The organism is Brevibacterium sanguinis (genome assembly GCF_039528855.1).
Lineage (GTDB): Bacteria > Actinomycetota > Actinomycetes > Actinomycetales > Brevibacteriaceae > Brevibacterium > Brevibacterium sanguinis.
In genome coordinates this window covers 45,990-64,852 of record NZ_BAAAMB010000008.1, presented here as the reverse complement: position 1 = coordinate 64,852, position 18,863 = coordinate 45,990, and the positions used below count along the sequence as shown (strand labels likewise).

The window sequence follows — 18,863 nt, the reverse complement described above, 5'->3', positions numbered from 1 at the left end:
CGGGTCGGCTGGACATCAGCGGCGGCGGACGTCGACCTGGTGGTCGACGGGCCCGTGCGCACCGGCGGCATCGAGGCTGACCTGCCAGTCCGCGGCCGAGGCGAGCGCGCGGGCGAGGAAGTCGAGTCCGCGCTCGACGGCCCCGTGCACCTCCTCGGTGCTCAGTGCCTCTCCGCCGTTGGCACGCCTGAGCACGGCCGCCTCGGCGGTGATCGCAGCCGACAGGGTGCACCCGGTGCCGTGCGTGTTCGGGGTGGAGATCCGGGGGTGGGAGAACTCGGCGATCTCCCCATCGGCGGTGACGAGGATGTCGGCGACGTCCCCGTCGGCGGCGTGACCGCCCTTGAGGAGCACGGCACGGGCACCCCGGGCGATGAGCTCGCGTGCCTGGTCACGCATCTGGGCCGGCGTCTGCGCCTCAGCGACATCATCGCCGAGAAGGAGGGCCGCCTCGGGGAGGTTCGGGGTGATGAGATCGGCGACGGGCAGGAGACGCTCCCGCACCGCGGCGACCGCATCGACCTCGAGGAGGCGGTGCCCGGACGTCGACACCATGACCGGGTCGACGGTGAAGAACCCGAAATCGGAGGTGCGCGCCCGGTCGACGACGAGGTCGACGAGCGACGTCGACCCGAGCATCCCCGTCTTCGTCGCATCGACGGGCATGTCGCCCAGAACACTGTCGAGCTCGGCGACGACGAAGTCCTCATCGATCGGGTAGACGCGGGAGACCCCGTGCGTGTTCTGCGCGACGAGCGCGGTGATCGCCGTGGTCCCCAGCACCCCGAGGGCAGTGAACGTCTTGAGGTCGGCGTGGATGCCCGCCCCGCCCGAGGGGTCGGTGCCGGCGATCGACAGGGTGATCGGTGGGCGCGTGCTCATGCCGCTCCCCCGTTCTCGCCGGCGACCGGCTCGGTCCCGTCACCGTACGCGGTGAGCAGCTCACGGGCCGCCCGCTCGGGGTCGGCGGCACGGCAGATCGCGGAGACGACGCAGAAGCCGAGCAGTCCGCGACCGCGCAGCTGCGGAACCCGGCCGGCGTCGATGCCGCCGATCGCGACCGCGGGCAGTCCCGCCTCGGCCGTCAGATCGCCGAGGCGGTCGGGGCCGATCCCGGCCGGCGCGTCGGTCTTCGTCGTCGTGTCGAAGACGGGCCCGATGCCGACGAGGTCGACGGCGCCGGTGGCCCGGGCCGCCGCGAATTCGGCGGCGCTGGCGGCGGAGAGACCGATGAGCGGCTCGGGACCGACGAGGTCGCGCACCTCGGTGACGGGAGTGTCGGTCTGTCCGACATGGATGTGGACGTCGGCGCCCTCATCGAGGAGGTGCCGGGTGACGGCGACCCGGTCGTTGAGGAAGAGCGGGACGCGGCGGTCGGTGCCGGCCACCGCCTCGCCGACGGCGGCGATGACCTCCCTGGTCAGGGTCAGGAACTCGGTGTCGTCGATGTCCTTGTCCCGGACCTGGACGATGCCGGCTCCCCCGCGCACGGCGGCGAGCACGGTCTCGGCGACGGTGCGACCGGCCTCCCGGCACTGCGCGGAATCGGTGACGAGGTAGAGGCGGGCGTCGACGCCGGCGAGGCGCTCACTCGTCGCGCTCATGCTCTCGTCACCTCGACCCGGGCCTCGCCGATGCGCGCATCGTCGGTGGTGTGGAGAGCATCGAGGAAGTGCTCGGCAAAGCTGCCCGGTCCGGCGGCGCCGGTCGCCGCGGCCTCGCCGGCGACGGCGAAGTGGGCGTGGGCGGCGACGACGGCGGTGAACTGATCGAACGCCGCGAGTCCCGCCGGACCCGCACCCGGACTCGAGTCGACCGGCGCGACGGCGGCGAGGTAGGCGGCGGTGACGGCGCCGAGCGAACACCCGGTGCCGATGACGAGCGGCATGAACGCATGTCCGCCGTCGACACGGGCGATGTGGTCGACACCGTCGATGTGGGCGACGATGGCGTCACGCTTGCCCGAGACGGCGACGATCGCCCCACTGGTCCGCGCGAGCTCGGCCGCCGCCGGGAGGACGGCGTCGACCTCGTCGGTCGATTCGACGCCGCGCCCGCCGGCCCCGGCACCAGCCAGAGCCGCGATCTCCGAGGCGTTGCCGCGGATCGCGGTCGGGCGATCGGCGGCGGCCCGGCGGATGCGGGTGGTGCGGAAGTCGACGGCGCCGATGCTCACGGGGTCGAGCACCCACGGAGTCGAATCCGCGGTGACCGCGCCGATCGCGGCGTCGGCGGCGAGGAACTGCTGGTTCGTCGCGGTTCCGAAGTTGACGAGCAGACCGCCGGCCAGGTGCGCGAACTGCCCGGCGTCGGCCTCGTGGTCGAGCATCGCCGGGGACGCGCCGACAGCGAGCAGCACGTTCGCGCTGAACTGCTGGACGACCGTGTTCGTGATGCATTGGATGAGCGGATTCGCCGCGCGCAGACGTGCGTGCGCCGACGACAGATCGATGTCAGTCATGACGATCCCTTCGCTAGCATGGCCCAGATCAGGTTCGATGGGTGTCCTCTCAGCCCGGCGCGACTGCCGCCGGGCACCCCATGTCATTGCCCATGACTGTACCAAAATCGCCGAGGCGGGGGTGAGGTGGGGTCACCCCCTGACCTCGCCCCCGCCTCGGCGCCGGTGAAGGAGAACTCACCCCCTGCCGACGTACCGCTGTCCGCGCCGACTGACGGCGTCGATGACGACGGCGGTGAGGAGGACGAGAGCGGTGATGATCTGCTGCATATCGGAGTTGAAGCCGATGAGGTAGAGACCGTTGTTGATCGCGCCGACGACGAACGCCCCGAGGACCGCGGCCCACGCCGACCCCCGCCCGCCGAAGAGGGAGGTGCCGCCGATGACGGCCGCGGCGATCGCGTTGAGGAGGTCCTGGGTGCCCACGAGCGTCGACCCCGCGTTCGTCGTCACTCCGGCCTTGACGAAGCCGAAGAGGGCGGCGAGGACACCGGCGGTCATGAACACGCTGATGCGCACCCACGTCACACGGATGCCGGCGCGCCGGGCGGCTTCGACCTTGCCGCCGACGGCGTAGATCGAGCGCCCGTACCGGGTCTTGCGCAGCACGAGGTCGATGATGATCGCGATGACCATCATGAGGAAGAACGGCAGCGCGAGTCCGAAGTCCTGGTTGACGAGGATGAGGAAGCCGAAGACGATCGCCGCGAGGAGGACGATGCGCACGCTGACGGCCGTCCAGCTCGGACTGTCGAGGCCCGCGGAGTGCCGCCGCAGCTTCGCGTGGATGATGCCGGCGGCGAAGCCGATGACCGCGATCGCCCCGAAGACGTACGCCCAGAACGCCGGGAAGTAGTAGCTGGCGAAGTCGAAGACGAACGTGTCGGCCATCGAGAGGTTCTTCTGCGTGCCGAGCACCGTGAGCGTGAGCCCCGTGAACGCGAGCAGACCCGCAAGGGTGACGACGAACGCGGGAATCCCGACGACGGCGAAGAACCAGCCCTGGATCGCCCCGATGACGAGGCCGAGCAGGAGGATGATCGTCACCGCGACGACCGGCGGGACCCCCTGCCGGACGACGAGGACACCGAGCACCGAGGCGGCGAGACCGCCGAGCTGGGCGAGCGAGAGGTCGATCTCGCCGAGGAGGAGGATGAGGTTGATCCCGAGCGCGAGGATCGCCAGGTAGGCGACCTGGGTCGAGAGGTTGACGAGGTTCGCCGGGGAGAGGAAGTTGCTGTTCGCCGACTGGAAGACGATGACGATGACGACGAGGGCGAGGATGACGGGGAACGACCCGAGCTGGCCCTCCCGGATCCGGCGGACGAACGTCCGCACGAGCCCCTCGTCGGAGATCCGCTCGTCGGTGATGAGGGAATTGCGGGTCATCGGCGCTCACCCCTCCGCGCGGCCCGCTGGGTCACGACGTTGTCATTGGCTCCGGTGATCGCGGCGACGAGGACGTCGGTGCGCTCGTCTCCCGGGAAGTCCCCGGCATCCTTGCCCAGCCGCAGCACGTGGACACGGTCGCACACGGCTTGGACATCGGCCATGTTGTGGCTGACGAGGAGCACCCCGAGGTCACGGTCGCGGAGGCGTTCGATGAGGTTGAGCACTTCGGCGGTCTGGGCGACGCCGAGGGCGGCCGTCGGTTCGTCGAGCATGACGAGCGAGGGTTCGCCGAGGAGGGAACGGGCGATCGCCACCGTCTGGCGCTGGCCGCCGGACAGGGCGGCGATCGGCACGCGCACGCTCGGGATCTTCGCCGACAGGCTGCGCAGCAGCTCCCACGACTTCGCCTCCATCGCGACTTCGTCGAGGACGCCGCCGAGGGTGTGCTCATGACCGAGGAAGAGGTTGGCGACGACGTCGAGGTTCTCGCACAGGGCGAGGTCCTGGAACACCGTGGCCACCCCGGCCCGCTGCGCATCCTTCGGGGAGGAGAACTTCTGGGGGCGCCCGCCCATGATGAGCTCGCCGCCGTCGGCGGAGTGGACGCCGGCGATGATCTTGATGAGCGTCGACTTGCCGGCGCCGTTGTCGCCGACGAGGCCGACGACCTCGCCGCGGCCGATCGTGAGGTTGATGTCGGTGAGCGCCTGGACGGCGCCGAACCGCTTGTCGATCCCGCGCAGCTGGAGCACGGGCTGGGAAGGAGTGGACTCGGTCGTCTCCGACGCCCGCCCGGAGGCGGGCGTCGGGTCGTTCGTCGCTGAGGTCATCGGGCTGGTCGGACCGTCCTACTTGATCCCGGCATCCGTGCAGAGCTTCTCATCGATGCCCGCACAGATGTCGGAGGCCTTGATCTGGTCCCCGACGATGTCCTTGATCGTGTCCTTCGTCACGACCTTCGCCTCGACGAAGTCCGTCGGGGTGTCCTTGTACGTCGCGCCGGCCTCGGGTTCCTCCCCGTTGGCCAGTGCCACCGCGGCCTTCGCGGCGTATTCGGCCTGGGGCGGGATCGACTTGTAGATCGTCGCGTACTGCTCGCCCTTGAGGATGTTCTGCAGTCCGTCGACCTCGGCGTCCTGCCCGGTGACGACGGGATCCTGCTTCGCCTTCGTCGTCGCCGCGAGCACTCCGCCGGCGGTGCCGTCGTTGGCCGCGTAGATCGCGATCGGCTTCTCACCCCCGCCCTGCAGCTGGCCCTCGACCCACTGGCGTGCGTCGTCGGGGTTCCAGTCGAGCGTGTCGTGGTTGGCGGCGATGTCGACGCCGGCACCCTTGAGGGTTTCCTCGGCACCGGCCTTGAAGTCCGCGGCGTTGGGGTCCTTCGGATCGCCGTTGACCATCCACACCGGTCCGGACGTCGGGTCGACGCCCTTGGCCTCGAGTCCGTCGAGGAGGGCCTGGCCCTGGAGGTTGCCGATCTTCTTGTTGTCGAACGACGTGTAGTAGTCGGCTCCCTCGAAGAACCGGTCGTAGGAGACGACGGGGATCTGCTTCGCTTCGGCCTTCGCCAGGGAGGAGGAGACCGCCGAGGCGTCGACGGGGTCGAGGACGATGACGTCGACGCCCTCGGTGACCGCGGCTTCGAACTGCTGTTGCTGCTGGGTCGCGTCCTGGTTGGCGTTGCGGTACTCGACCTTTGCATCGGGGCTCGCCTCGGCGACGTACTTCTCGAAGTTCGGCTTGTCGAGGGATTCGTAGCGCGTCGTCTTCGACTCCGGCAGGAGGAGGGCGATCGTCACCGGGCCGTCACCGCCGCCGGAATCGGCGGCCTCGTTGCCCTGGCCCTTCTGATTGCCGCAGCCGCTGAGCGCGAGGGCGGAGATCGCGACCGCGGCGCCGAGCACCGCGAGCCGGCGCGGCTTCCTCAGCGAGGAGGGCACGGCGGTGAGAGACGATTTCTGTGCGTGTGACTGGGGGCGGAACCTGCGCATTCGCGAAACCTTTCATCATTCTGACAACGTTGTCAGGCTGGTCAACATATTTCGCCCACCGGTGTCGTTTGTCAACCATCTGTCCGGTGATTCCTCTGTCGCGTCGACTCAGCGCCCGGAGACCTGCCGGGGTGACTCCTCACCGCTGCCGCGGCGGATGAGGTGGACGCGGGCGAATGCCGCGGTGTCGCCTCGCGCCCCGTTGCCCCGCCCCGCCCCACGCTCCGGCACGCCCCCGTCGAGGAGCCGGACCGCCTCGGCGGACATCGCATCGATGTCGGCGTCGACGACGGTGACGTCGAGCAGATCCGCGCCGGGGAAGTCGTCGATCCCGACGACGGCCGGCCACTGGTCGAGGCGGCGACTGGCGTCGATCGCGCCCTTCGTCACGGTCGCCGAGAGCGTGATGAGCGCGGTCGGAGCGGCCCGGGAGCCGAGGAGGGCGGCGACGACGTTCTTCGCACTCGCCTGGTCGTGCGCATCCTCGTCGAGGAAGGCCCGCCACCCGATGTCGCCGCGGTCGCCGAGGACCTCGCGGATCCCGGCGAGCCTGCGCTTCTGCGATTCAAGGTGGGCTCGGTCTCCGATGACGCCGATGCTGATGTGGCCGTGGCGCACGAGCTGTTCGGCGGCCCGCCGTCCGGCGTCGACATCGTCGGCGGCGAGCGTGACGATGCCCGGCCCCGTGACCGCCGGGTCGAGGGAGACGACGGCCATCTCACCGGTCTTCGCCGCGGCGGGACCCCGGGAGATCGTCGCGTAGATGCTCGCCGACTCCGGCTGGGAGCAGACGACGCAGATGCCCGACATGTCACCGCTGAGGCATTCGTCGACGAAGGTGCGTTCGAGCTCCGCGTCTCCCCCGGTGACGGTGACGACGGTCCGCAGCCCCCGCTCGGCCAGGTCGGCTTCGAGCCGCGCGAGGAGGCGGACCTGGAGGGGGTCGTCCATGTCGGAGAGGACGACCCCGATGTAGGGCGAGCGGCTGCCTTCGCGCAGGCGCCGGGCCGCGGAGTTGAGGCGGAAGCCGAGCTCCTCGGCGGCCGTCTCGACCTTCGCGGCCGTGGCGCTGGCGACGTGCTTCTCCCCGTTGAGCACCCGGGACGCGGTCTTGATGCTCACACCGGCGCGTTCGGCGACCGTGGCCAGTGTCGGCCGGTCGTTCTGCTTGCCCATGTGTGCGCCTTCGAAACGGTCCGGTGCCTCGACCCCGGCGACCGCCCCGGAATGGGCGGCCGTGGGATCGATATTAGCGGCACCGCCGAACCCCGCCCAGCGTCACCGCGCGGGATCAGCGTACGGGTCCCCGCGCGGGATCAGCGCCCCACCGGGTTGCGCATGGTGCCGGCGAAGATCAGCGAGTCGGCTTGGTTGCCGATGTCGACCATCTCCTTCGTGTTGCGCAGCTGCAGCCGGTTGAGGCACGAATGCTTGAACCGCGGCGCCCGCAGATCGATGTCGCCGGCGATGCCGCGTGCCGCCTCGGCCTTCTCTCCCTGATAGGCGTCGAGCACCTCGGCGACGAGCGCCCAGAACCGGGAGGCCTCGAGCAGTCCGTCGACGTCGAGGATCCCCGCCAGGTGCCGCAGCACCCCGTCGAAGACATCGGTGAAGATCGCGAGCGCTTTCTCCTCACCGGGAACGACCGCGCGGATCCGCTCGACGGCGGGCGGCAGCTTCCCCTCGCCGAGGTAGGCGACCTCCTCGCCGATGTCCTTCATGAAGACCCCGGTGACGACATCGGCGTCGAGGATGAGGATGAGATTCTCCCCGTGCGGCATGAACACGAGATCATGAGCGAGCAGCCCGTGGACGAGCGGCTGCAGATACGCCCCCAGGTAGGCCCGCACCCAGTCCTCCGCACCCAGACCCGACCGGCGGATGAGGTGGGAGACGAGGGATTCGCCGAGGTGGTCGCGGTGAAGCAGGGCCGCCATCGTCATCGTCCGCTGGCCGTCGGTGAGCAGCGGCAGCGGGTTCTCCCGCCACAGCCCGGCGAGCATCTTCCGGTGCGGGTTCGTCGCACGGGTGCGGTGGTAGACGTCGCCGGTGTAGCCGATCGCGCTGCGTTCGCGCAGCAGACGGAACCCGGAGGCGGCGAACGCGGGGTCACCGTCGACGAGGCGAGCGACCCAGTCGTTGATCGCGGGGGTGTCGCGCATATAGGTCGGCGAGAGTCCGCGGAGGAACCCCATGTTCTGCACCGCGAGCGCGACCTTGACATACGGCGCGCCCGGTCGCGAATGGTTGAAGAACGTCCGCAGCGACTGCTGCGCCTGGTGTTCGTCGAGGCCGGGCCCGAGCGGGATGAGTCCGCCGCGGGCGATGTCGGCGGCGAACGTGATCGCCAGCCGGTGGTCGGCCTGCCACGGATGGATCGGCATGAGGTGCACGTCCTCGAGGCGCCTGCCGGCGGCGGCGAGGCGGCTGCCGAAGAGCTCGCGTTCGTCGTCGCTGAGCGCCCACCTGAGGTGGTCGTCCTCATCGAGTCCGTCGCTGAGCGCCAGGTGCGACTGCTCCCGGTCGACGGCGACCCATTCGAGGCGGTTGCGTGTGCCGGTCTCCGGCGCCCACCTGCGGTAGTCGCGCAGTCCGAATCCGATGCGCCCGTTGTTCGCGATGAAGCCGGGGTGGCCTTCGGTCATCGCCGCCTCGATCGTCTGGAAGTCGGCATCGGCGAGCGCCGCGGAATCCGGGCGCTCACCCCTGCGCGCCGCGGTGAGCTTGAACGCGCTGCCGGCCACCGTCGAGGCGAGTTCCTCGAGGTACGTCGAGATGAGGTCCTCGGGCACGCCGAGGCTGTCCTGGAGTTCGAGGACGAACTCCTGCGCATCGAGGTTGACCGCCCGCCCGTCCCGGAACCGCGTGATGCTCGCTTCGTCGATGACCCAGTGCTCGAGCGGGAGGACGCGCGCCTCGAACGTGTAGTGGATGACGGGGGCACCCGAGTGGTCATCCAGCTCGCTTCCCGGGTCGTCGGGGTCGGCCGGGATCACCAGCATCCAGGCGTGCTCGCCGGCCTCAGCGTTCTGGCTGGGGGCGATGAGCCGTTCGTGGGCGAACTCGGCGATCGCCTTCGCGACGAGATAGCGGCTCACCACGGCGAACGTCTCAGGAGTGAGGTGGGCATAGTCGTCCTGCGTGAGATGCTCGGGGTCGCTCCCGCCCTTCCCGGTGCCACCGGCTCCGGCGAGGAGCCGCCCGAGGCGGCTGGTCGCGAAGTCAGAGCGGGTGCACGTGCTCACGAGCGCGGTCTTCGTCGCCTCCCCCAGCGGCACCTCCGCCTCGGCGATGACGCGGAAGCCGGCGGCCGCGTTCTTCGCGTGGATCGCCGCATTCCCGACGTCGGGTTCGACGACGACGCGGCTGGCCCCGCGTCCGCCCTGCGCATGCGGGCGCAGGCAGAAGTCGATGACGCGCGCCATGACGGCGTCGGTGAGGCCGCGGCGGGGCCGGCCCTGCGGTGGGGCGATGAGGAGGTGCATCCCGATGTCGCCGGGCTCCTCGGCGACGACAGCGGTGGGGATGAGCAGCGACGGCGCATAGGTTTCGACGTAGAAGGCAGGCTCCCCGTCGATGAGCCCGATCCAGCCGTTCTCATCCGGTGAGGAGCGGATCGCCTCGAGGTAGGACCGCACGGCCTGCCGGTCGAAGTCGGTCATCTGCCAGAAGTGCGAACGCGGGTGGGTCAGCCAGGCGTGGACCTCCTCGGCGTGGCCCTTCGGGTCGAGCGGAACGATCGAGATCGACCGGGCGATCTCGGCGGCTCCGGCATCCCCTGCCGCGGGCAGCGTGGTCGCGGCAGGTCCGCTCGCCGCAGTTCCGGTCGTGCGGCTGGTGTCGGTCGTCGGGCAGGTGTCGAGGTCAGTGCCTGCACCGGCATCGTCCATCGTGTCGGTCGTCGTCGCGGTGCTCATGCGTGGGTCATCTCCTTCGTGGGGACGGATGCGTCGGCGGCGTGCGCGGTCTCCTCGGTGGGGCGGCCTGGCTCGGCGGCCGCCTCGGTGCCGGGTACCCCGAAGGTCTGGAATGCGATCGACCGCTCGATGGGATAGGGTTCACGGCCTGTGACCCGGGAGAGCACCACGGAGGCCCGCCACGGTCCGAAACCGAGGTCGGGCCCGGTGACGCCGTGAGTGTGCTCCTCGATGCCGAGGGCGTGGATCGTGCCGGCCGCATTGACGGTGTAGTCGCGGCTGATGTCGAGGCGCCCCTCCCGGTCGCGGCGGATCTCCGAGCCCAGCGGACCGAGGAACGCCGGGACACCGGCGCGGTACCCGGTGGCGGCGACGACGGCGCCGGCCGCCCGGGTGAAGGTCTGCCCGAGCACAGGGCTGCGGAAGGTCAGCGCGTACCCGGCGGCCGCCTCGGCGGGACGGGCGGAGATGAGCTCCGCATCGGTGACGAGGGTCGTCAGGAGTCGCCGACCGCCGCGGCTGAGCCGGTAGAGCGTGTCGTGGATGTCGTCGATGAGGTCCGCGCTGATGCCCTTGTAGAGGCTGCGCTGCTCGCGTCCGATGCGTCCGCGCAGGTCATCGGGCAGGGCGCGGAAGTGGTCGGTGTACTCCGGTGACGTCATCTCCAGGGTGAGCTTCGTGTACTCCATCGGAAAGAACCGGGGCGAGCGGGTGATCCAGTCGACGCTCACCCCGCGGTCCTCGGCGTCCTCGATGAGGTCCCGGTAGATCTCCGCGGCGGACTGTCCGCTGCCGACGATCGTCACCGACCCCGCCGCGAGCAGCCGCTCACGGTTGGCCAGGTAGTCCGCGGTGTGGATGACGGGGCCGTTGCCGGCCGCTTCGGCGTCACCGCTGGTCAGGGCCTGCAGCGCCGGGGGAAGGACCGGTGCGGTGCCGACGCCGAGAACGACGTGCTTCGCGCGGTAGGTCTCGGTGTCGACGATCCGACCGGAGGCGTCGGTCACCTCGGCGATGATCCGGTAGATGCCGCCGTCATTGGTCACCGAGGTGACCGTGCGGTTCCAGCGCAGCGTCCTCAGCTGGGCGGCCACCCACCGGCAGTACTCGTCGTATTCGGCACGCAGCGGGTAGAAGGATTCGCGGATGAAGAACGGGTAGAGGCGCTCGCGGTCCTTGAGGAACTGGAGGAACGAGTACGGCGATGTGGGATCGGCCATGGTCACGAGGTCGGCGAGGAAGGGCACCTGGATGGTCGCGCCTTCGATCATCATGCCCGGATGCCAGCGGAACTCCGCGCGCTGGTCGAGGAAGACGGCGTCGACGTCGGGCAGCGGATCGGACAGGGCGGCGAGCCCGAGTCCGAAGGGCCCGATGCCGATGCCGACGATGTCGTGGATGTGGGTGTCGTCGTCGTGTGCGCCAGGGCTGTGCGCGTCGTCGTGCACGCCAAGGTTATGCGCGTCGTGGACGTGCACGCCAGGGTCGTGCGGGTCGTAGTCGTGTGAGTAGTCGTCGCGTGTGGGGGACGGCGGTGCGGGTGTCACTGAGTGCTGAGCAGTCATGAGCGTTCGTTGCCTCCTTCGTCTGCGTCCCGGGTCAACCCGGATGCATTAGGGAAACCTACCCTAAGTAAGACGAAAAGTGCTGAGCGAAAGCCCAGGTCAGAGGACTACAGGCGTGACTGCCGGGTGCCGGAGAGGTGCCATCGGGCGCGAGCGCGCGCGGATCGCGACGGTCACGGCCACGTCGAGAACCGCCCGAGAATTCGTCGTGTGATGCTCATCACAGACAACGGCTGCGACCCCCGAACCCGGGGGGCGCAGCCGTTCGTCGATGTCGTCGCGTGGACCGCGAAGCAGGGCGCATCCGCACCGTGAGTCGGACCGCGGCCCCACCTCGGTGAGGGCCGCTCACAAGCTCACTGTGCTCAGCCGCTCACTGTGCTCAGCCGCTCACTGCGACCAGACGCTCACTTCGAGACGTAGTTCGGTGCCTCGACGGTCATCTGGATGTCGTGCGGGTGGCTCTCCTTGAGCCCAGCAGTCGTCAGGCGGACGAACTTGCCCTTGGCCTTGAGCTCGTCGATCGTGCGGGCGCCGACGTAGAACATCGTCTGGCGCAGTCCGCCGGTGAGCTGGTGGGCGACCTGCTTGAGGTGTCCGCGGTAGGCGACGCGGCCTTCGATGCCCTCGGGGATGAGCTCGGTGTCGGTGGCGATGTCGGCCTGGAAGTAGCGGTCCTTCGAGTACGACTTGCCCTTGCGGGGGGCCATCGCGCCGAGCGAGCCCATGCCGCGGTAGGCCTTGTACTGCTTGCCGTTGACGAAGATCAGCTCGCCCGGGGACTCGTCGCAGCCGGCGAGAAGCGAGCCGAGCATGACGGTGTCGGCACCGGCGACGAGCGCCTTGCCGATGTCACCGGAGTACTGGAGGCCGCCGTCGCCGATGACCGGGACGCCGGCGGCGCGGGCGGCCTGGGCGGCGAGGTGGATGGCGGTGACCTGCGGGACGCCGACACCGGCGACGACGCGGGTCGTGCAGATCGATCCCGGTCCGACGCCGACCTTGACGGCGTCGACTCCGGCGTCGATGAGTGCCTGCGCGCCCTCCTGCGTGGCGACGTTGCCGCCGATGATCTGGACGTGGGAGAACGCCGGGTCGGCCTTGATCGTCTTGATCATGTCGGTCACGCCGCGGGCGTGGCCGTTCGCGGTGTCGACGACGAGGACGTCGACGCCCGCCTCGGCGAGGAGACCGGCGCGATCGTAGGCGTCACCGTAGAAGCCGACGGCCGCGCCGACGCGCAGACGGCCCTCGGCGTCCTTCGTCGCGAGCGGGTACTCCTCGGTCTTGACGAAGTCCTTGACGGTGATGAGGCCCTTGATGACGTTGTTCTCGTCGACGAGCGGGAGCTTCTCGACCTTGTTGTCGGCGAGGAGTTCGAACGCCTTCTCGGGTGCGACGCCGACGGGGGCAGTGACGATCGGCATCGGGGTCATCGTCTCGGCGACGGTGCGCGTGGGGAATTCGCTGCGGGAGACGAAGCGGAGGTCGCGGTTGGTGACGATGCCGAGCAGCACATCGTTCTCGTCGACGACGGGCAGACCGGAGATGCGGTAGCGACCGCAGAGTTCGTCGAGCTCCTCGAGCGTCTTCTCCGGCGTGATCGTCAGGGGGTCGTTGATCATCCCGGACTCGGACCGCTTGACGTAGTCGACCTGGTCGGCCTGGTCTTCCTTCGACAGGTTGCGGTGGATGATGCCGAGTCCTCCGATGCGGGCCATGGCGATGGCCATCCGCGATTCGGTGACGGTGTCCATGGCCGCGGAGACGAGCGGGATGTTGAGCTCGATCTCCTTGGTCAGGCGCGTCGTCGTCGAGGCTTCCGAGGGAATGACGTCGGTGTCGCCGGGCAGGAGCAGAACGTCGTCATACGTGAGCCCAGTGAGAGAGAACGGATCGTTTGCGGGCTCGAGGTTCCCCATGAGACCAGCCTTTCGACGCGGAGAGATCAGTTGATCAATGGTATCGAAGCGGCATGTGGACGATCCACAGTTTCAACTGCCGCGGGCTGTGAGAATGGACACCCCGCCGAGGCGGTCGGACGGGTGCCCTGGTCAGCCCGCCGAGGCGGTCGGACGGGTGTCCTGGTCAGCTCACCGAGGCGGTCGGGACGGTGCCCGCCCCAGCCTCAGCGGCCGGCGCCGACGGAGCGGGCGAGGTCGAGCGTCGAGGCCTCGGAGTCGTCGAGGTGGATGCGCAGCAGCCCTTCGGCGCCCTGTCGGTCGCCCGATTTGATCTTCTCGAGGATGTCGCGGTGCGGGTTCGCCCAGTGCGAATGGTATTTGCCCGGCTCCGGGGAGCGGGAGAACGTCGTCGACAGCCGCGCCATGAGGTTGAGGTAGAACTCGTCGAGCAGCGGCGAGCCGAGCAGACCGACGATCGCCCGGTGGAACGAGGCCGAGTGCTCCTGGGCATCGGCCCAGCTCTCGTTCTCCGGGGCGGTCTCGGCGCGGACGACGGAGGCCTCGACAGCGGCCATCGCCTCGTCGGAGGCGTCCTGGGATTCCTGGACGGCGCGGATCTCGAAGACCCGGCGGGCCCGGTAGAGATCCTTGAGCTCGTCGATGCCGAAGGTGCGGACGAAGAAGCCGCGGTTGGGCTCCTGGGTGAGCAGGCCGGCGTGACGGAGCAGGCTGAGGGACTCGCGGGCGGTATTGCGCGAGACGTTGAATTCCTTCGCGAGCGCACCATCGCGCACCGGTGACCCCGCAGGGTACTCACCGTTCGTGATTCGGGTCCGGACCAGGGCGACGATCGCCTCAGAGGTGCATCCGGGGGCGTTGGGACTCATACCTCCAGGCTACCGTGTCCGTCTCATTTCCGCGTCGCCGACCCACTACGCCTGCCGCATCCCCTGTCCCGTGCGGTCGAGGTCGAGCCCGGTCTCGAAGTGCCGGAGGCTGCCGGTCAGCGGGTCGGTGAAGTCGATCATCGCGGCGAGCAGCTGGAGCGGTGCGGAGAAGTCGTAGGGGTCGGGGCTGCGATCGACCGGGTAGACCGGATCGCCGAGCAGCGGCAGCCCGAGGGCGTTCATGTGCACGCGCAGCTGATGGGTCTTGCCGGTGAGGGGTGCGAGCCGGTATTCGCTCACCCGTCCGGTCCCGCGGCCGTGGGATTCGATCTCGCCGAGGTGGTCGATCCGGCTGATCGCATTGACCTCCCCGGGCACCTCGATGACCTGCCGGCCCCCGGCGGGCTTGTGGAGGCGGGTGCGCCGTTCGAGGGGGAAGGACAGGTCGGCGGGCGGGGTGGGCGCGAGCGCCCGGTACGTCTTCGTCACCTGCCGGTCCTGGAAGAGCCGCTGGTAGCGGCCGCGGGTCGCCGGCCGCTTCGAGAGGATGAGGAGGCCGGCGGTGATGCGGTCGAGGCGGTGGATGGCGACGAGGTCGGGCTGGTCGAGGTCGACGCGGAGTCGGGTGACGACGCATTCGCGGACGAAGCGGCCGTTGGGAGTGCTCGCGAGGAAGTGCGGCTTGTCGACGACGAGGAGGTCCTCGTCCTCGAAGACGATCGCCACCTCGTAGGGAATCCGCGCCTCGGCGGGCACCGGTCGGTGGAAGAAGTAGAAGCCGCCGGGATCGACGGGATCACCCCAGGCCACCGGCCTGCCGGCGGCATCGCTGAGCTGACCGGGAATGAGGTCGCCCCCGTCACGCGGGGCAGAGTGGTGGCGTTCGTCGGCCGCGGCGCGCAGACCCTCGAGCTCGGTCGTCGACCGGGCGACCAGGCTGCGGAGCTCGAGGTCGGTGGCGTGAGGGAATTCGGATACCAGCCAGGCGCCGATCGAGGTGGGCACGGGCAGGTGGGCCTTGTCATGGGTGGCCAGACCCCCGGGCGCCCGCAGCGACGTTGCCGAGATGCCGTCTCGGGGCGGAAGGGGGCTGCGGGGCATGGTGCCCAGTCTACGAGGCGGAGATACCCGGGCGCCCTGCGGAGGCCTGCGGGGTCACGGTGAGGGCACCGTCGCGGGGCACTGCGGTCAGCGCTGCCCGGGAGAACGCGGAGACGCGGTCGACGATCCATTCGACTTCGAGCGGGTTCGGGGTGCTCCGGGCCGGATCGAGGAGGTCGACGACGTTCTCGCTGACGGCTCCGACAAGCGATCGGGCGAAGAGCTCGGTGGGGAATTCGGGGCCGAGGCAGCGCATGAGCGCCGTGGAGATCGCGGCGACGAATCCGCGGCGCAGGGCACGGCGCTGGGCTTGGATGGGTTCGGGAACCTCTTCGAGGAGGAGAGCGTAGGCCAGCCCGCGGCCGGCGACCGCTCGGCGGATGAAGACGTCGACGACGGCCCCGACGACGGCCTCGGGCGTCGAGCACGCGTCGACCGCCTCGGTGATGACCGTGAGCTCACGTCCGGCGGCAGCGGCGAACACCGACGCCAGGAGCTCGTCGCGGTCGTCGAAGCAGCTGTCGATGACCCCCGTGGTGCACGACGCGGCGTGGGCGACGGCGGGGACGGTCGCGGCGGCGAACCCGCCGTCGGCGACGACGAAGCGCGCCGCATGTTCGATGCGTGCGCGCCGCTGCGCGGTGTTGGCACGACTTCGGGCAGTCTCCAGGTGGGCCACAGCGCCCCTCTCTCGCAAAGGTGAATGAATATTCAACCGTTGACGAGTATGGCACCCCTCACATGATGAATCAACGGAGGGCCTGTGACCTCGGGGTTTGCCCGCGGCCGACCCTGCCCCGCCTTCCTGGAGCGCGAATTCACGTTGCCGGAGGCCGATCTCGCGCTCCTGTGGTCTACTGGGGCCATGGATGATGCGACGCGCACGATCTCCCGACTCATCGACCGCTCCCCCGCCGCGGTGGCCGCGTACGCCGGCGACCCGGCGAACCTGCCGGCGTGGGCGGCGGGGCTGAGCTCGGGAATCCGGCTTGAGGGAGGGCGCTGGATCACCGACTCCCCGATGGGCACGGTCGAAGTCCGGTTCACCGGCGATCGGAGTGCCGGCGTCCTCGACCACGACGTCGTGTTCCCCGACGGCACGGTCAATCACAATCCCTTCCGGGTCCTCCCCCACGGCGAGGTCAGCGAGGTCGCCTTCACCGTCGTCCACCGCGCGGGGATGAGCGCTGCGGACGTCGACCGCGACGCGGCGGCGGTGGCCGCCGACCTCGATCGGCTCGCCGCGATCCTCGAAGCGGACTGAAACGCACGAATGGCCCGGAACGCAGTGTTCCGGGCCATTCGCGGTGTCCTCGGGCCGACCGGGCCGTCAGGCTGCTCGAGCCTGCGGTGATCCGATCAGCCCGTGAGGGGACGGGTCGGGGAGGTCAGTCCTCGTCCTCGTCGTCCTTCTTCTCGACGACCAGGGTCTCGGTGGTGAGCACCAGGGCCGCGATCGACGCTGCGTTGCGCAGAGCCGAACGGGTGACCTTGACCGGGTCGATGATGCCTGCGGAGATGAGGTCGCCGTAGGAGTCGGTGGCGGCGTTGTATCCCTGGCCGGACTCGAGGTCCTGCACCTTGGAGACGACGACGTAGCCGTCCTGGCCGGCGTTCTCGGCGATCCAGCGCAGGGGCTGGACGATTCCGCGCTTGACGATCTCCACACCGGTGGCACCGTCGTAGTCGAGACCGAAGTCCTTGCCGTCGAGCACCTTGGCGGCGTGGATGAGTGCCGAACCGCCACCGGCGACGACACCTTCCTCGATGGCCGCACGGGTCGCGGACACGGCGTCTTCGACGCGGTGCTTGCGCTCCTTGAGCTCCACCTCGGTGGCGGCGCCGACCTTGATGACCGCAACGCCACCGGAGAGCTTGGCCAAGCGCTCCTGCAGCTTCTCACGATCCCAGTCGGAGTCGGTGTTCTCGATCTCGGAGCGGATCTGGGCGACGCGCCCGGCCACTGCGTCATCGGCACCGGCACCATCGACGATGGTGGTGGTGTCCTTGGTGACGGTGATCGTGCGGGCGTTGCCGAGCTCGTCGAGGGTGACCTGGTCGAGCTTCATGCCCATGTCCGGGGTGACGACCTGACCACCGGTGAGGACGGCGAGGTCCTCGAGGATGGCCTTGCGGCGGTCACCGAAACCGGGAGCCTTGACGGCGCAGACGTTGAGGATGCCGCGCAGCTTGTTGACCACCAGCGTCGACAGCGCTTCGCCCTCGATGTCCTCGGCGATGATGAACAGCGGCTTGCCGGCCTGCTGCACCTTCTCGAGGACGGGCAGGAGCTCCTGGATGTTGGAGATCTTGCCCTGGTTGATGAGGATGAGCGCATCGGAGAGGATGGCTTCCTGGCGGTCGGCGTCGGTGACGAAGTGCGGGGACAGGTAGCCCTTGTCGAACTGCATGCCCTCGGTGATCTCCAGCTCCACGTCGGAAGCCTGGGATTCGTCGATGGTGATGACGCCGTCCTTGCCGACCTTGTCGAAGGCATCGGCGATGAGCGAGCCGATCTCCTCGGACTGGGCGGACAGACCGGCCACGTGGGCGATCTCCTCGGAACCGGCGACATCGCGGGAGATGGAGCCGAGTTCGTCCGAGACGGCCTCGACGGCGGTCTCGATGCCGCGCTTGAGCGCGCCGGGGGCGGCACCTGCGGCGACATTGCGCAGACCTTCGTTGACGAAGGCCTGAGCCAGGACGGTCGCGGTGGTGGTTCCGTCACCGGCGATGTCGTTGGTCTTGGTGGCGACTTCCTTGGCCAGCTGTGCGCCGAGGTTCTCGTAGGGATCGTCGAGCTCGACCTCACGCGCGATGGTGACACCATCGTTCGTGATCGTGGGGGCGCCCCACTTCTTGTCGAGAACGACGTTGCGTCCGCGGGGTCCCAGGGTCACCTTGACGGTGTCAGCGAGAGTGTTGACACCCTTTTCGAGTGAACGACGGGCCTCGTCGTTGAATTCCAGATTCTTAGGCATTCGTCCTCCTGTTCTCTAAGCGTTGTTCAGGTGGATTCAGCCGATGACGGCGAGCACGTCGCGCGCCGAGAGAACGAGGTACTCTTCGCCGGCGTACTTGACTTCGGTGCCGCCGTACTTCGAGTAGATGACCTTGTCGCCGACAGCGACGTCGACGGGAACGCGGTTGCCGTTGTCAGCAACGCGGCCGGGGCCCACTGCGACGACTTCGCCTTCCTGCGGCTTCTCCTTGGCGGTATCGGGAATGACCAGACCGCTGGCAGTGGTCTGCTCGGCTTCGACCTGACGGATGACGATCCGATCTTCGAGTGGCTTGATGGAGACCGACATATCGGGCTCTCTCCCTTCGCTGGGTGAATAACTTGCGTGAAGTCAGACGGCGGCGGCTGCCTGAGGAACCTCTCGTCGTCGCGGGTGCCGAGGAGTTCGACCGTCTTCATGAAACTGGCACTCACTGAGCGTCAGTGCTAATTCGACTCTATGACTCCTTTAGCACTCGGTCAACTCGAGTGCCAAAGAATTGTCACGCTCTCGGCGAAAGCTCAGGGTGAGGGGAAGGCCGCTTGGCGTCGGGGCGGGGAGGCCGCCTCGGCGAGGGTGCCGACGCAGGCGGAACGGGCACGCCCGGTGGCCGCGGTGGACCGCCTCGGCGAGGGCCCGGACG

The 18,863-nt window shown here is 69.2% G+C and carries 16 protein-coding genes and 1 riboswitch; of the genes, 1 reads left to right on the top strand and 15 read right to left on the bottom strand.

The window, feature by feature from the left end; all coding sequences use genetic code 11:
• Positions 1-15: 15 nt before the first annotated feature.
• The 13 genes from thiD to ABD154_RS09300 all read right to left on the bottom strand — a co-directional run bounded on the left by thiD (position 16) and on the right by ABD154_RS09300 (position 15,897).
• On the bottom strand, positions 16-882 hold the full coding sequence (gene thiD, locus ABD154_RS09360; RefSeq protein ID WP_344251166.1) for a bifunctional hydroxymethylpyrimidine kinase/phosphomethylpyrimidine kinase: 867 nt from the start codon (positions 880-882) through the stop codon (positions 16-18).
• Positions 879-1,604: a thiamine phosphate synthase gene (gene thiE, locus ABD154_RS09355; protein ID WP_344251165.1), complete on the bottom strand. Its 726-nt coding sequence runs from the start codon at positions 1,602-1,604 to the stop codon at positions 879-881. The genes thiD and thiE overlap by 4 nt, the downstream gene beginning before the upstream one ends.
• On the bottom strand, positions 1,601-2,461 hold the full coding sequence (thiM, locus tag ABD154_RS09350) for a hydroxyethylthiazole kinase (RefSeq protein WP_344251164.1): 861 nt from the start codon (positions 2,459-2,461) through the stop codon (positions 1,601-1,603). The genes thiE and thiM overlap by 4 nt, the downstream gene beginning before the upstream one ends.
• Positions 2,449-2,552, bottom strand: a riboswitch (TPP riboswitch). Its footprint overlaps the gene before it by 13 nt.
• Before the next feature lie 86 nt (positions 2,553-2,638).
• Complete coding sequence (locus ABD154_RS09345; RefSeq protein ID WP_344251163.1) at positions 2,639-3,850, bottom strand: sugar ABC transporter permease; 1,212 nt, start codon at positions 3,848-3,850, stop codon at positions 2,639-2,641.
• Positions 3,847-4,683, bottom strand: a complete 837-nt coding sequence (locus ABD154_RS09340) for an ATP-binding cassette domain-containing protein (RefSeq protein ID WP_344251162.1) — start codon at positions 4,681-4,683, stop codon at positions 3,847-3,849. The genes ABD154_RS09345 and ABD154_RS09340 overlap by 4 nt, the downstream gene beginning before the upstream one ends.
• Before the next feature lie 18 nt (positions 4,684-4,701).
• Complete coding sequence (locus ABD154_RS09335) at positions 4,702-5,844, bottom strand: substrate-binding domain-containing protein (RefSeq protein ID WP_211978856.1); 1,143 nt, start codon at positions 5,842-5,844, stop codon at positions 4,702-4,704.
• Between the two features lie 108 nt (positions 5,845-5,952).
• Entirely contained in the window at positions 5,953-7,020 is a 1,068-nt protein-coding gene (locus tag ABD154_RS09330; protein ID WP_344251161.1) for a LacI family DNA-binding transcriptional regulator, read from the bottom strand.
• Positions 7,021-7,160: 140 nt separating this feature from the next.
• Complete coding sequence (locus ABD154_RS09325) at positions 7,161-9,761, bottom strand: GNAT family N-acetyltransferase (protein ID WP_249121021.1); 2,601 nt, start codon at positions 9,759-9,761, stop codon at positions 7,161-7,163.
• Positions 9,758-11,326 carry a lysine N(6)-hydroxylase/L-ornithine N(5)-oxygenase family protein gene (locus ABD154_RS09320; protein ID WP_211978854.1) on the bottom strand — a complete coding sequence of 523 codons (1,569 nt, stop codon included), beginning with the start codon at positions 11,324-11,326 and terminating at the stop codon, positions 9,758-9,760. Before ABD154_RS09320 ends, ABD154_RS09325 begins: the two co-directional genes overlap by 4 nt.
• Positions 11,327-11,733: 407 nt before the next feature.
• Entirely contained in the window at positions 11,734-13,248 is a 1,515-nt protein-coding gene (guaB, locus tag ABD154_RS09315; RefSeq protein ID WP_211978853.1) for an IMP dehydrogenase, read from the bottom strand.
• Positions 13,249-13,454: 206 nt separating this feature from the next.
• Entirely contained in the window at positions 13,455-14,117 is a 663-nt protein-coding gene (locus tag ABD154_RS09310; RefSeq protein WP_198499441.1) for a GntR family transcriptional regulator, read from the bottom strand.
• 45 nt (positions 14,118-14,162) lie between these two features.
• Positions 14,163-15,218: a pseudouridine synthase gene (locus tag ABD154_RS09305; RefSeq protein ID WP_198499442.1), complete on the bottom strand. Its 1,056-nt coding sequence runs from the start codon at positions 15,216-15,218 to the stop codon at positions 14,163-14,165.
• A 10-nt stretch (positions 15,219-15,228) separates the two neighbouring features.
• Positions 15,229-15,897, bottom strand: a complete 669-nt coding sequence (locus ABD154_RS09300; RefSeq protein ID WP_198499443.1) for a TetR/AcrR family transcriptional regulator — start codon at positions 15,895-15,897, stop codon at positions 15,229-15,231.
• A gap of 186 nt (positions 15,898-16,083) precedes the next feature.
• On the opposite strand from ABD154_RS09300, the gene ABD154_RS09295 reads away from it, so the two are divergent.
• Positions 16,084-16,482, top strand: a complete 399-nt coding sequence (locus ABD154_RS09295) for an SRPBCC family protein (RefSeq protein ID WP_198499444.1) — start codon at positions 16,084-16,086, stop codon at positions 16,480-16,482.
• Positions 16,483-16,606: 124 nt separating this feature from the next.
• On the opposite strand, the gene groL is transcribed toward ABD154_RS09295, so the two are convergent.
• A complete protein-coding gene (groL, locus tag ABD154_RS09290; protein WP_137827000.1) occupies positions 16,607-18,199 on the bottom strand; it encodes a chaperonin GroEL in 1,593 nt (530 codons plus the stop codon).
• 36 nt (positions 18,200-18,235) lie between these two features.
• Positions 18,236-18,529, bottom strand: coding sequence for a co-chaperone GroES (gene groES, locus ABD154_RS09285; protein WP_009376237.1), 294 nt, complete (start codon positions 18,527-18,529; stop codon positions 18,236-18,238).
• Positions 18,530-18,863: the final 334 nt, after the last annotated feature.

What these genes read in the sequence shown, in the direction of transcription:
- thiD (WP_344251166.1), bottom strand. Translation starts at nt 882, where the DNA reads ATGAGCACGCGCCCACCGATCACCCTGTCGATCGCCGGCACCGACCCC.
- thiE (WP_344251165.1), bottom strand. Translation starts at nt 1,604, where the DNA reads ATGAGCGCGACGAGTGAGCGCCTCGCCGGCGTCGACGCCCGCCTCTAC.
- thiM (WP_344251164.1), bottom strand. Translation starts at nt 2,461, where the DNA reads ATGACTGACATCGATCTGTCGTCGGCGCACGCACGTCTGCGCGCGGCG.
- ABD154_RS09345 (WP_344251163.1), bottom strand. Translation starts at nt 3,850, where the DNA reads ATGACCCGCAATTCCCTCATCACCGACGAGCGGATCTCCGACGAGGGG.
- ABD154_RS09340 (WP_344251162.1), bottom strand. Translation starts at nt 4,683, where the DNA reads ATGACCTCAGCGACGAACGACCCGACGCCCGCCTCCGGGCGGGCGTCG.
- ABD154_RS09335 (WP_211978856.1), bottom strand. Translation starts at nt 5,844, where the DNA reads ATGCGCAGGTTCCGCCCCCAGTCACACGCACAGAAATCGTCTCTCACC.
- ABD154_RS09330 (WP_344251161.1), bottom strand. Translation starts at nt 7,020, where the DNA reads ATGGGCAAGCAGAACGACCGGCCGACACTGGCCACGGTCGCCGAACGC.
- ABD154_RS09325 (WP_249121021.1), bottom strand. Translation starts at nt 9,761, where the DNA reads ATGAGCACCGCGACGACGACCGACACGATGGACGATGCCGGTGCAGGC.
- ABD154_RS09320 (WP_211978854.1), bottom strand. Translation starts at nt 11,326, where the DNA reads ATGACTGCTCAGCACTCAGTGACACCCGCACCGCCGTCCCCCACACGC.
- guaB (WP_211978853.1), bottom strand. Translation starts at nt 13,248, where the DNA reads ATGGGGAACCTCGAGCCCGCAAACGATCCGTTCTCTCTCACTGGGCTC.
- ABD154_RS09310 (WP_198499441.1), bottom strand. Translation starts at nt 14,117, where the DNA reads ATGAGTCCCAACGCCCCCGGATGCACCTCTGAGGCGATCGTCGCCCTG.
- ABD154_RS09305 (WP_198499442.1), bottom strand. Translation starts at nt 15,218, where the DNA reads ATGCCCCGCAGCCCCCTTCCGCCCCGAGACGGCATCTCGGCAACGTCG.
- ABD154_RS09295 (WP_198499444.1), top strand. Translation starts at nt 16,084, where the DNA reads ATGGATGATGCGACGCGCACGATCTCCCGACTCATCGACCGCTCCCCC.
- groL (WP_137827000.1), bottom strand. Translation starts at nt 18,199, where the DNA reads ATGCCTAAGAATCTGGAATTCAACGACGAGGCCCGTCGTTCACTCGAA.
- groES (WP_009376237.1), bottom strand. Translation starts at nt 18,529, where the DNA reads ATGTCGGTCTCCATCAAGCCACTCGAAGATCGGATCGTCATCCGTCAG.